Origin of the sequence: Neisseria macacae ATCC 33926 (assembly GCF_022749495.1) — a bacterium.
Lineage (GTDB): Bacteria > Pseudomonadota > Gammaproteobacteria > Burkholderiales > Neisseriaceae > Neisseria > Neisseria macacae.
On the sequence record NZ_CP094241.1, the window covers coordinates 340,614 to 351,616 of the forward strand.

12 protein-coding genes, 4 tRNA genes and 2 pseudogenes are annotated in these 11,003 nt (G+C 48.4%); 17 read left to right on the top strand and 1 reads right to left on the bottom strand.

Features of this window, described 5'->3' with window-relative positions; translation table 11 throughout:
• Nucleotides 1-259 precede the first annotated feature (259 nt).
• The 4 genes and pseudogenes from dprA to topA form a co-directional block, all read left to right on the top strand.
• A pseudogene (gene dprA / locus MON40_RS01655) lies at nucleotides 260-1,190 on the top strand (DNA-processing protein DprA); the annotation flags it as partial.
• Between the two features lie 134 nt (nucleotides 1,191-1,324).
• Nucleotides 1,325-1,480, top strand: a pseudogene (locus MON40_RS13450) (DprA-like winged helix domain-containing protein); the annotation flags it as partial.
• Nucleotides 1,481-1,506: 26 nt separating this feature from the next.
• Entirely contained in the window at nucleotides 1,507-1,962 is a 456-nt protein-coding gene (locus MON40_RS01660; RefSeq protein ID WP_003742632.1) for a Smg family protein, read from the top strand.
• Between the two features lie 84 nt (nucleotides 1,963-2,046).
• The gene (topA, locus tag MON40_RS01665) at nucleotides 2,047-4,353 is read left to right on the top strand and encodes a type I DNA topoisomerase (protein WP_009312695.1); all 2,307 of its coding nucleotides are present in this window, start codon (nucleotides 2,047-2,049) and stop codon (nucleotides 4,351-4,353) included.
• A 75-nt stretch (nucleotides 4,354-4,428) separates the two neighbouring features.
• On the opposite strand, the gene MON40_RS01670 is transcribed toward topA, so the two are convergent.
• Nucleotides 4,429-4,650 (bottom strand): hypothetical protein, encoded by a 222-nt coding sequence (locus tag MON40_RS01670; RefSeq protein WP_003760517.1) that lies wholly within the window; start codon nucleotides 4,648-4,650, stop codon nucleotides 4,429-4,431.
• A gap of 270 nt (nucleotides 4,651-4,920) precedes the next feature.
• Between MON40_RS01670 and rsmD the strand changes: the two genes are divergently transcribed.
• From rsmD to rplL, 13 genes are all read left to right on the top strand, one after another.
• Nucleotides 4,921-5,487 (top strand): 16S rRNA (guanine(966)-N(2))-methyltransferase RsmD, encoded by a 567-nt coding sequence (gene rsmD / locus MON40_RS01675; protein ID WP_003779766.1) that lies wholly within the window; start codon nucleotides 4,921-4,923, stop codon nucleotides 5,485-5,487.
• A 121-nt stretch (nucleotides 5,488-5,608) separates the two neighbouring features.
• The gene (locus tag MON40_RS01680) at nucleotides 5,609-5,860 is read left to right on the top strand and encodes a YfhL family 4Fe-4S dicluster ferredoxin (RefSeq protein ID WP_003679513.1); all 252 of its coding nucleotides are present in this window, start codon (nucleotides 5,609-5,611) and stop codon (nucleotides 5,858-5,860) included.
• Nucleotides 5,861-5,959: 99 nt separating this feature from the next.
• Nucleotides 5,960-6,043: transfer RNA gene (locus MON40_RS01685), tRNA-Tyr, on the top strand.
• Nucleotides 6,044-6,079: 36 nt separating this feature from the next.
• Nucleotides 6,080-6,153, top strand: a tRNA-Gly gene (locus tag MON40_RS01690).
• Nucleotides 6,154-6,164: 11 nt separating this feature from the next.
• A tRNA-Thr gene (locus MON40_RS01695) sits at nucleotides 6,165-6,239 on the top strand.
• Between the two features lie 40 nt (nucleotides 6,240-6,279).
• Complete coding sequence (gene tuf / locus MON40_RS01700) at nucleotides 6,280-7,464, top strand: elongation factor Tu (protein WP_003742643.1); 1,185 nt, start codon at nucleotides 6,280-6,282, stop codon at nucleotides 7,462-7,464.
• Nucleotides 7,465-7,470: 6 nt separating this feature from the next.
• Nucleotides 7,471-7,546, top strand: a tRNA-Trp gene (locus MON40_RS01705).
• Between the two features lie 119 nt (nucleotides 7,547-7,665).
• Nucleotides 7,666-7,938 carry a preprotein translocase subunit SecE gene (secE, locus tag MON40_RS01710; protein ID WP_003779769.1) on the top strand — a complete coding sequence of 91 codons (273 nt, stop codon included), beginning with the start codon at nucleotides 7,666-7,668 and terminating at the stop codon, nucleotides 7,936-7,938.
• 2 nt (nucleotides 7,939-7,940) lie between these two features.
• Nucleotides 7,941-8,474, top strand: a complete 534-nt coding sequence (gene nusG / locus MON40_RS01715; protein ID WP_003760509.1) for a transcription termination/antitermination protein NusG — start codon at nucleotides 7,941-7,943, stop codon at nucleotides 8,472-8,474.
• Nucleotides 8,475-8,580: 106 nt separating this feature from the next.
• Complete coding sequence (rplK, locus tag MON40_RS01720) at nucleotides 8,581-9,015, top strand: 50S ribosomal protein L11 (RefSeq protein WP_002220151.1); 435 nt, start codon at nucleotides 8,581-8,583, stop codon at nucleotides 9,013-9,015.
• Nucleotides 9,015-9,710 carry a 50S ribosomal protein L1 gene (rplA, locus tag MON40_RS01725; protein WP_003742647.1) on the top strand — a complete coding sequence of 232 codons (696 nt, stop codon included), beginning with the start codon at nucleotides 9,015-9,017 and terminating at the stop codon, nucleotides 9,708-9,710. The genes rplK and rplA overlap by 1 nt, the downstream gene beginning before the upstream one ends.
• Before the next feature lie 227 nt (nucleotides 9,711-9,937).
• The gene (gene rplJ, locus MON40_RS01730) at nucleotides 9,938-10,438 is read left to right on the top strand and encodes a 50S ribosomal protein L10 (protein ID WP_003779772.1); all 501 of its coding nucleotides are present in this window, start codon (nucleotides 9,938-9,940) and stop codon (nucleotides 10,436-10,438) included.
• Between the two features lie 58 nt (nucleotides 10,439-10,496).
• Complete coding sequence (gene rplL, locus MON40_RS01735) at nucleotides 10,497-10,868, top strand: 50S ribosomal protein L7/L12 (RefSeq protein WP_003677916.1); 372 nt, start codon at nucleotides 10,497-10,499, stop codon at nucleotides 10,866-10,868.
• Nucleotides 10,869-11,003 lie beyond the last annotated feature (135 nt).

Here is an 11,003-nt window from a genome sequence, read left to right on the forward strand (position 1 = left end):
CAATGTGCGACAACCATTCAAATGACAGATTTTCTTGCCGTATCGTGTAGAATATAAAAATATTACAAAAGTTACTAACGGGCTGCCGGCTGTTTGGCAGCATCCGCATGACGGTGAACAGGTACGAAACCGGAATCAGGCGCGGGAACGCCGTATCGGTTTAAAGTTCGTCGGCTTTATCGTTAAATACTGACATTTATCCGTTTTCAGACGACCTCCCGAACAAAGGTCGTCTGAAAACAACAAGGGGACACAATTGATGACGGAAAACGACCGCCTTGCCTGGCTGCAACTGGCGTTTACGCCTTATGTCGGCGCGGAGGGCTTCTTGCTCCTGCTGCAACGTTTCGGCAGCGCGAAAGCCGCGCTGGATGCTCCTGTGGAGCAAATTGCCACGATAGTGCGCCACAAGCAGGCAGCCGAATCTTGGCGCAACGGCGAAAAACGGGCGTTGGCGCAAAAAGCTGCGGAAGCGGCATTGCAATGGGAAAAGCAGGACGGCTGCCGTTTGTTGCTGCTGCAAGATGATGATTTTCCCGAAATGCTGACGCAGGGCATTACCGCGCCGCCGGTTTTGTTTTTGCGCGGTAATGTGCAACTGCTGCACAAACCTTCCGCCGCCATTGTCGGCAGCCGCCATGCCACGCCGCAGGCGATGCGGATTGCCAAAGATTTCGGCAGAGCGTTGAGCGAAAAGGATATTCCCGTCGTGTCGGGTATGGCTTCAGGTATCGACACCGCCGCCCATCAAGGCGCGTTGCAGGCGGGCGGCGGCACCATCGCCGTATGGGGGACGGGCATAGACCGCATTTACCCGCCGTCCAATAAAAACCTTGCCTATGAAATCGCCGAAAAAGGATTGATTGTCAGCGAGTTTCCTTTGGATACGCGGCCGTTTGCGGGCAACTTTCCGCGCCGCAACCGCCTGATTGCCGCGTTGTCGCAGGTTACGCTGGTGGTTGAAGCCGCGTTGGAATCCGGTTCGCTGATTACCGCCAAGCTGGCGGCGGAGATGGGACGGGAGGTGATGGCGGTGCCCGGTTCGATAGACAATCCGCACAGCAAAGGCTGTCATAAGCTGATTAAAGACGGCGCGAAATTGGTGGAATGTTTGGACGACATCCTTCACGAATGTCCGGGGCTATTGCAAAATGCGGCAGTTCCATCATATTCTATAAATAAGAAAAACAAAAAAACGGAAAAACGCACTGCCGTCAGAGAGACGTCGTCTGAACCTGTTTTGCCGTTTTCAGACGACCTTCATGTCCGAAAACAGCCGGCGCAAGCCAATACGGTTGCCGCGCCGACAGCGGAAGACGGGCTGCTGGACGCCATGGGTTACGACCCCGTTCATCCCGATATATTGGCGCAGCAAACTGCATGGGCGGCGGCAGACGTTTACGCCCGACTGCTGGAATACGAACTCGACGGCATCGTCGCCGCCTTGCCGGGCGGACGCTATCAGCGCATAAAAGCATAATTCGATTCATTCATTAAGGAACCAGCATGACAGAAGTCATCGCCTATCTCATCGAACACTTCCAAGATTTCGACAATTGCCCGCCGCCGGAGGATTTGGGCCGCCTGTTGGAAGATGCGGGTTTTGACGTAACGGAAATCGGCAATACGCTGATGATGATGGAAGTGTTGTTCAACACGTCCGAATTCGCCGCCGCGCCGTTCGATAGCCATGCCCTGCGCGTGTATTGCAACGAAGAAGTGGAAAACCTGCCACAGGAAGTCATGGGGCTGATGCAGTATCTGGTTGCCGAACGCGCCATCACTTACGAGCAGCGCGAAATCGTCATCCACGCCCTGATGCACATCCCGCCCGAAGAAATCACGCTCGATACGGCGAAAGTGCTGGTGTTGCTCTTGTTGTGGGCGCACAAAAGCGAATTGCCCGTCTTAATCGGCGACGACCTGATGGGCGCGCTCAACGGCAAAGCGACCATGCATTAAACCTTTTCAGACGACCTTTTGACGCAGCTTGTTCAGAAAGGTCGTCTGAAACGCATCATCCAATACATTAAAAGAGAACAAACAATGGCGAAAAACCTCTTAATCGTCGAATCACCGTCCAAAGCCAAAACCCTGAAAAAATACCTTGGCGGCGATTTCGAAATTCTGGCCTCCTACGGCCACGTCCGCGACCTCGTCCCCAAAAACGGTGCCGTCGATCCCGAACACGACTTCGCCATGAAATACGAGCTGATCAAACGCAACGCCAAACACGTCGATGCGATTGTCGCCGGAGCCAAAGAAGCCGAAAACATCTACCTCGCAACCGACCCGGATAGGGAAGGCGAAGCGATTTCCTGGCATCTTTTTGAAATCCTCAAATCCAAACGCGGCCTGAAAAACATCAAGCCGCAGCGTGTCGTGTTCCACGAAATCACCAAAAATGCCGTGCTCGACGCCGTCGCCAACCCGCGCGAAATCGAAATGGACTTGGTTGATGCGCAACAAGCCCGCCGCGCTTTGGACTATCTGGTCGGTTTCAACCTCTCGCCATTGTTGTGGAAAAAAATCCGCCGCGGTTTGAGCGCGGGCCGTGTGCAAAGTCCCGCCCTGCGTTTGATTTGCGAACGCGAAAACGAAATCCGCGCGTTTGAAGCACAGGAATATTGGACGGTACATCTCGACAGCCACAAAGGCCGCAGCAAGTTCACCGCCAAACTCGCCCAATACAACGGCGCGAAACTCGAACAATTCGACCTGCCGAACGAAGCCGCGCAAGCCGACGTATTGAAAGAACTTGAAGGCAAAGAAGCCGTCGTTACCGCCATCGAAAAGAAAAAGCGCAGCCGCAATCCCGCCGCGCCGTTCACCACTTCTACCATGCAGCAGGATGCCGTGCGCAAACTCGGCTTCACCACCGACCGCACCATGCGTACCGCCCAGCAGCTTTACGAAGGTATAGACGTAGGGCAGGGCGCCATCGGTCTGATTACCTATATGCGTACCGACAGCGTGAATTTGGCCGATGAAGCGTTAACCGAAATCCGCCATTACATCGAAAACAAAATCGGCAAAGAATATCTGCCGAGTGCCGCCAAACAATACAAAACCAAATCCAAAAATGCCCAAGAAGCGCACGAAGCCATCCGTCCGACTTCCGTGTACCGCACGCCCGAAAGCGTCAAACCCTTCCTGAGTGCAGACCAGTTCAAACTCTATCAAATGATTTGGCAGCGCACCGTCGCCTGTCAGATGACGCCAGCCAAATTCGACCAAACCACCGTCGATATTACCGTCGGCAAAGGCGTATTCCGCGTCACCGGACAAGTGCAAACCTTCGCAGGCTTCCTCAGCGTTTACGAAGAAAGCAGCGACGATGAAGAAGGCGAAGACAGCAAAAAACTGCCCGAAATGAGCGAAGGCGATAAATTGCCTGTGGACAAACTCTACGGCGAGCAACACTTTACCACCCCGCCGCCGCGCTACAACGAAGCCACGCTGGTTAAAGCCCTCGAAGAATACGGCATCGGCCGCCCCTCGACTTACGCCAGCATCATCTCCACGCTCAAAGACCGCGAATACGTTACCCTTGAGCAAAAACGCTTCATGCCCACCGACACAGGCGACATCGTCAACAAATTTCTGACCGAACACTTCGCCCAATACGTCGACTACCACTTCACCGCGAAACTTGAAGACCAGCTCGACGAAATCGCCGACGGCAAACGCCGCTGGATTCCCGTGATGGACAAATTCTGGAAACCGTTCATCAAACAAGTGGAAGAAAAAGAAGGTATCGAACGCGCCAAATTCACCACGCAGGAACTCGACGAAACCTGCCCCAAATGCGGCGAACACAAACTGCAAATCAAGTTCGGCAAAATGGGCCGTTTCGTCGCCTGCGCCGGCTATCCCGAGTGCAGCTACACCCGCAACGTTAACGAAACCGCCGAAGAAGCCGCCGAGCGCATCGCCAAAGCCGAAGCCGAGCAAGCGGAACTCGATGGGCGCGAATGCCCTAAATGCGGCGGTCGCCTAGTGTACAAATACAGCCGTACTGGCAGCAAATTCATTGGTTGCGCCAACTACCCTAAATGCAAACACGTCGAGCCGCTGGAAAAACCGAAAGACACCGGCGTCCAATGCCCGCAATGCAAAAAAGGCAACCTCGTCGAGCGCAAATCCCGCTACGGCAAACTGTTTTACAGTTGCAGCACCTATCCCGACTGCAACTACGCCACTTGGAACCCGCCCGTCGCCGAAGAATGCCCGAACTGCCATTGGCCGGTTTTAACCATCAAAACCACCAAACGCTGGGGCGTAGAGAAAGTCTGCCCGCAAAAAGAATGCGGCTGGAAAGAACAGATTGAACCGCCTGCACCGAAAGAGTGAGATTAGGTTGGTTTAAAGAGAAAAGGTCGTCTGAAAAAATTTCAGACGACCTTTTCAGTTTCATTAAGAAGGGATTTAACGCCTTGCAAAAACCAACGTGGCAAGAAAGAACAAGCTGACTATCAAAGCAACGGTTTTGCCGATCAAGGGCAGGCAAAAGACGAACCAAAGCAGACCGCGCCCCAAGTTCGGAATCAATCCCAAGTGGCGGTAATATTCGTCAAAGAAATGGGCGTGGGCGGTGAAGGCAATCACGCCGCCGATATAAACACCCAAAAAAATTTTCCAAAGCGGCATTGTCAGCCATCCATATTTTCATTAAGTATTATGGTTAATAGACTGAAAAAACGGTGGGAAAGTTCTAATGGCGAACGTAAGCGACCTTTTTATTTGAGAAAATATTTTATAATTTATAAAATTTTGTAAGTTTACCATCATAAAAAATAAATTTTTGCGATGGGTAGATTTGTTTTCATGCGGCCTTAAATGAAAAAAACGCTGCTGTATAATCGCTGCTTTGTCATTCTTTAGAGGTCGTCTGAAACTGTCGGACGATCCGTTTTAATTATGAGTAAACACAGCAAACATTCAAATCAAGTCCGTATCATCGGCGGGCAATGCAGGGGACGGAAACTGGTTTTTGCAGATGCGGACGGTCTGCGTCCAACGCCTGACAGTGTCCGCGAAAAACTTTTTAATTGGCTGGGTCAGGATTTGACCGGTCTGAATACGTTGGATTTGTTTGCCGGAAGCGGCGCGTTGGGATTTGAGGCCGCGTCCCGTAACGCGAAGAGGGTGGTGCTGGCAGATAATAATCGCAAAACTGCCGATATGCTGCGGCAAAACGCCAGAGCATTGGGTTTGGATAAACTGGAAATCCTCAATACCGATGGCCTTGCGTATCTGCAGAGGTCGTCTGAAAAGTTTGATGTGGTCTTTTTGGATCCGCCGTTTGCGTGGCGGGATTGGGAAAATTTGTTTGCTTCTTTGAAAAACAGCTTGAAAAACGGGGCAATGGTCTATATTGAAGCAGGGGAGCTGCCCGATTTCCCCGAGTGGCTGGAGCCTTATCGCGAAGGACGGGCGGGTAAGAGCGGTTTTGTGCTCTTGCAGTTTGTCCAAGTAGCTGAATAGTAAGAGATTTGAGAATCATTACCAGGGTGTAAACATTCGCCTAAACGGATTGTTTTTGACGCGTTTGTGCTATAATCCGCGCCCAATCGGTTTTGATAATTTAAATGAAAAAGGAAAAGAAATGTCGCTCTTTATTACAGATGAGTGCATTAACTGTGACGTTTGCGAGCCGGAGTGCCCCAATGACGCCATCTCGCAAGGCGAGGAAATTTACGAAATCAACCCTAATTTGTGTACGCAGTGCGTAGGCCATTACGATGAGCCGCAATGTCAGCAGGTATGCCCCGTGGACTGCATCCTGATTGATGAAGAGCATCCGGAAACGCACGAAGAGCTGATGGCAAAATACGAAAAAATCATTCAGTTCAAATAAATTCTTTTTTAAAGCAATAAATTGAGTGATTTTAAGAAAACAAAATTAAAAAAGAACTTGACGAAAATCTGAGTCACGAATAAACTTGCGTTCTCTTTTGGTGGGATTCCCGAGCGGTCAAAGGGGGCAGACTGTAAATCTGTTGCGAGAGCTTCGAAGGTTCGAATCCTTCTCCCACCACCAAATTCCAATGTGTTGGAGCATTGATGCAGTAAGTCTGCGGGTGTAGCTCAATGGTAGAGCAGAAGCCTTCCAAGCTTACGGTGAGGGTTCGATTCCCTTCACCCGCTCCAATAGTCTATTGGCCCATGTAGCTCAGGGGTAGAGCACTCCCTTGGTAAGGGAGAGGCCGGCAGTTCAAATCTGCCCATGGGCACCAAATACCATTTTCTCAGTATTTTAAAGATAGGAAATTTGCCATGGCAAAGGAAAAATTTGAACGTAGCAAACCGCACGTAAACGTTGGCACCATCGGTCACGTTGACCATGGTAAAACCACTCTGACTGCTGCTTTGACTACTATTTTGGCTAAAAAATTCGGTGGTGCTGCAAAAGCTTACGACCAAATCGACAACGCTCCCGAAGAAAAAGCCCGCGGTATTACCATTAATACCTCACACGTAGAATATGAAACCGAAACCCGCCACTACGCACACGTAGACTGCCCGGGTCACGCCGACTACGTTAAAAACATGATTACCGGTGCCGCACAAATGGACGGCGCAATCTTGGTATGTTCCGCTGCCGACGGTCCTATGCCGCAAACCCGCGAACACATCCTGTTGGCCCGTCAAGTAGGCGTACCTTACATCATCGTGTTCATGAACAAATGCGACATGGTTGACGATGCCGAGCTGTTGGAACTGGTTGAAATGGAAATCCGTGACTTGCTGTCAAGCTACGACTTCCCGGGCGACGACTGCCCGATCGTACAAGGTTCTGCACTGAAAGCCTTGGAAGGCGACGCCGCTTACGAAGAAAAAATCTTCGAACTGGCTGCCGCATTGGACAGCTACATCCCGACTCCCGAGCGTGCAGTGGACAAACCGTTCCTGTTGCCTATCGAAGACGTATTCTCCATCTCCGGTCGTGGTACCGTAGTAACCGGCCGTGTAGAGCGCGGTGTTATCCACGTTGGTGACGAGATCGAAATCGTAGGTCTGAAAGAAACCCAAAAAACCACTTGTACCGGTGTTGAGATGTTCCGCAAACTGCTGGACGAAGGTCAAGCAGGTGACAACGTAGGCGTATTGCTGCGCGGTACCAAACGCGAAGAAGTGGAACGCGGTCAAGTATTGGCTAAACCGGGTACCATCACTCCGCACACCAAATTCAAAGCGGAAGTGTACGTATTGAGCAAAGAAGAGGGTGGCCGTCATACTCCGTTCTTCGCCAACTATCGTCCTCAATTCTACTTCCGTACTACCGACGTAACCGGCGCGGTTACTTTGGAAGAAGGTGTAGAAATGGTTATGCCTGGTGAGAACGTAGCCATCACTGTAGAACTGATTGCGCCTATCGCTATGGAAGAAGGTTTGCGCTTTGCGATTCGCGAAGGTGGCCGTACCGTAGGTGCAGGTGTGGTTTCTTCTATCATCGCTTAAGTTTAGAGGCCAATAGCTCAATTGGTAGAGTATCGGTCTCCAAAACCGAGGGTTGGGGGTTCGAGACCCTCTTGGCCTGCCAAATAAAAAATTAACCGGCCCTGTGCCGGTTAATTTTTTTGCATTTCTTTTTTAGTAATTAATTTAAACCATTGCATGAGTGAGATAGTGCGACTTTGATGCTGTGGTGAGTGAGTAAAGATGACTGAACATACATCTGAACATAAAGCAGAAAAGTCGGGTCAGCTTGTAACATCCGGCAATCATTCTACGCCGCCTAAGCGAGAAGGGCTGCTTTCCTATTTTAAAAACTCATGGTCTGAGTTTAAAAAAGTTGTTTGGCCTACGCGAGATGATGCAGTTAAGATGACGATCTTCGTTGTTATATTTGTTGCAATCTTGGCAGTATTTATTTACGCGGCAGACAGTGCTATTTCCTGGCTGTTTTTTGATGTGTTGTTGAAGAGGGGGTAAAAATGTCAAAACGTTGGTATGTTGTGCAGGCTTATTCCGGCTTTGAGAAAAATGTCCAGAAGACCCTAAAAGAGCGTATCGCTCGCGAAGGCATGGAAGGTTATTTCGGTCAGATTCTTGTTCCGGTTGAAGAAGTGGTCGATATTAAAAATGGTCGCAAAACCATTAGCGAGCGTAAGTTCTATCCGGGCTATGTTTTGGTCGAGATGGAAATGACCGATGACTCATGGCATTTGGTGAAAAGTACCCCTCGAGTTTCAGGCTTTATTGGTGGTACGGCAAATAAGCCTACTCCGATTTCTCAAAGAGAAGCTGATGCAATCTTGCAACAGGTTCGTTCTGGAGTTGAGAAGCCTAAACCTAAAGTTGAATTTGAAGTGGGGCAGCAAGTTCGTGTAAACGAAGGACCTTTTGCTGACTTCAACGGTATTGTAGATGAAGTGAATTATGAGCGTAATAAATTGAGGGTTTCAGTTCAGATTTTTGGTCGTGAAACCCCGGTTGAGCTGGAGTTTGGTCAAGTAGAAAAGATTTAAGTTTTTAAATCCCTTGAAAAAAAATCTCTAAGTAAATATAATGCTGAATTCTTTTTTGGGAAGCGGAAATGGTTCCGCGCTATACCCGTTTTTAGGAGTCCTATAAGTGGCAAAGAAAATTATCGGCTATATCAAACTGCAAATTCCTGCAGGTAAAGCCAATCCATCTCCCCCAGTTGGTCCTGCTTTGGGTCAACGTGGTCTGAATATTATGGAATTCTGTAAAGCATTTAATGCTGCAACTCAAGGCATGGAGCCTGGTTTGCCGATTCCAGTTGTGATTACTGCATTTGCGGATAAGTCATTCACTTTTGTGATGAAAACTCCTCCGGCCTCTATTCTGTTGAAAAAAGCCGCCGGTTTGCAAAAAGGTAGTTCTAATCCTCTGACAAACAAAGTGGGTAAATTGACCCGTGCTCAGTTGGAAGAAATTGCTAAAACTAAAGAACCTGATTTGACTGCTGCTGATTTGGATGCCGCTGTTCGCACTATTGCTGGTTCTGCTCGTTCAATGGGTTTAGATGTGGAGGGTGTTGTATAATGGCTAAAGTATCTAAACGCTTGAAAGCTTTGCGCTCTTCTGTTGAAGCTAATAAATTATATGCAATTGATGAAGCAATTGCTTTGGTAAAAAAAGCAGCGACTGCTAAATTTGACGAGTCTGTTGACGTATCTTTCAACTTGGGTGTTGATCCGCGTAAATCTGACCAAGTTATCCGTGGTTCAGTTGTTCTGCCTAAAGGTACCGGTAAAACAACCCGCGTAGCAGTATTCACTCAAGGTGCAAATGCTGATGCAGCTAAAGAAGCTGGTGCTGATGTTGTCGGCTTTGAAGATTTGGCTGCTGAAATCAAAGCAGGTAATCTGAACTTTGACGTTGTTATTGCTTCTCCTGATGCAATGCGCATCGTTGGTCAGTTGGGTACCATCTTGGGTCCACGTGGCTTGATGCCAAACCCTAAAGTGGGTACTGTTACTCCTAATGTGGCTGAAGCAGTTAAAAATGCAAAAGCTGGTCAGGTACAATATCGTACAGACAAAGCTGGTATCGTTCATGCAACTATCGGTCGTGCTTCGTTCGCTGAAGCCGATTTGAAAGAAAACTTTGATGCGTTGCTGGATGCTATCGTTAAAGCTAAACCTGCTGCTGCTAAAGGTCAGTACCTGAAAAAAGTTGCTGTATCCAGCACTATGGGTTTAGGTGTTCGCGTTGATACATCAAGCGTGAATAACTAATCTAAGAAATTTTCAAGCAACTCTATTTTTGAGTTGCTTGAATTTGGGCTACTTAGAATTAAGTAGATGTCCAAGACCGTAGGGATCGCAAGATTTAATCGTAACTGCCCTACGCAGACGGTAGTCCTGAAACACATTGCAAGATTGCTTGTAAGATGTCTTTTTAGGTTACCGCGCTGGTGGGATATCATTCCGATATCCTGTTTATAAACAGTGGGAGGTAGACCTTGAGTCTCAATATTGAAACCAAGAAAGTAGCCGTAGAGGAAATCAGCGCAGCAATTACTAACGCTCAGACTCTCGTGGTTGCTGAATATCGCGGTATCAGTGTTTCCAGTATGACTGAGCTTCGCGCTAACGCGCGTAAAGAAGGCGTTTACTTGCGCGTTCTGAAAAATACATTGGCTCGTCGTGCAGTAGAGGGTACTTCATTCGCAGCTTTGGCTGATCAAATGGTTGGTCCGTTGGTTTATGCTGCTTCTGAAGATGCTGTTGCTGCTGCTAAAGTGTTGCACCAATTCGCGAAAAAAGATGACAAGATTGTAGTTAAAGCCGGTTCTTACAATGGTGAAGTGATGAATGCTGCTCAGGTTGCTGAGTTGGCTTCTATTCCGAGCCGCGAAGAGCTGTTGTCCAAACTGTTGTTCGTTATGCAAGCTCCTGTATCAGGCTTTGCGCGCGGTTTGGCTGCTTTGGCAGAGAAAAAAGCAGGCGAAGAAGCCGCTTAATCAATTTTGTTTCTGTTGATCAATTATTTTTTAATACAATATTTGGAGTATAAATAGCATGGCTATTACTAAAGAAGACATTTTGGAAGCAGTTGGTTCTTTGACCGTAATGGAATTGAACGACTTGGTTAAAGCTTTTGAAGAAAAATTCGGTGTTTCTGCTGCTGCTGTTGCAGTTGCAGGTCCTGCTGGTGCTGGCGCTGCCGCGGCTGAAGAAAAAACTGAATTTGACGTAGTATTGGCTTCTGCCGGTGACCAAAAAGTTGGCGTGATTAAAGTAGTTCGCGCAATTACTGGTCTGGGTCTGAAAGAAGCTAAAGACATCGTTGATGGTGCACCTAAAACTCTTAAAGAAGGTGTTTCTAAAGCTGAAGCTGAAGACATCCAAAAACAATTGGAAGAAGCTGGCGCTAAAGTCGAAATCAAATAATTTGATGCTTCCTGTAAAGGCTGGCAGTTTTCTGCCAGCCTTATTTTGCTTATCGTTATTAGGTTAATTTTTTATTTACATTTATTTGCAATTTAGTCGCAAGTTAAGTTTAAATAAATGTAAATAACACAAACA

Coding starts and splice junctions, on each gene's coding strand:
- MON40_RS01660 (WP_003742632.1), top strand. CDS start 1,507: ATGACAGAAGTCATCGCCTATCTCATCGAACACTTCCAAGATTTCGAC.
- topA (WP_009312695.1), top strand. CDS start 2,047: ATGGCGAAAAACCTCTTAATCGTCGAATCACCGTCCAAAGCCAAAACC.
- MON40_RS01670 (WP_003760517.1), bottom strand. CDS start 4,650: ATGCCGCTTTGGAAAATTTTTTTGGGTGTTTATATCGGCGGCGTGATT.
- rsmD (WP_003779766.1), top strand. CDS start 4,921: ATGAGTAAACACAGCAAACATTCAAATCAAGTCCGTATCATCGGCGGG.
- MON40_RS01680 (WP_003679513.1), top strand. CDS start 5,609: ATGTCGCTCTTTATTACAGATGAGTGCATTAACTGTGACGTTTGCGAG.
- tuf (WP_003742643.1), top strand. CDS start 6,280: ATGGCAAAGGAAAAATTTGAACGTAGCAAACCGCACGTAAACGTTGGC.
- secE (WP_003779769.1), top strand. CDS start 7,666: ATGACTGAACATACATCTGAACATAAAGCAGAAAAGTCGGGTCAGCTT.
- nusG (WP_003760509.1), top strand. CDS start 7,941: ATGTCAAAACGTTGGTATGTTGTGCAGGCTTATTCCGGCTTTGAGAAA.
- rplA (WP_003742647.1), top strand. CDS start 9,015: ATGGCTAAAGTATCTAAACGCTTGAAAGCTTTGCGCTCTTCTGTTGAA.
- rplL (WP_003677916.1), top strand. CDS start 10,497: ATGGCTATTACTAAAGAAGACATTTTGGAAGCAGTTGGTTCTTTGACC.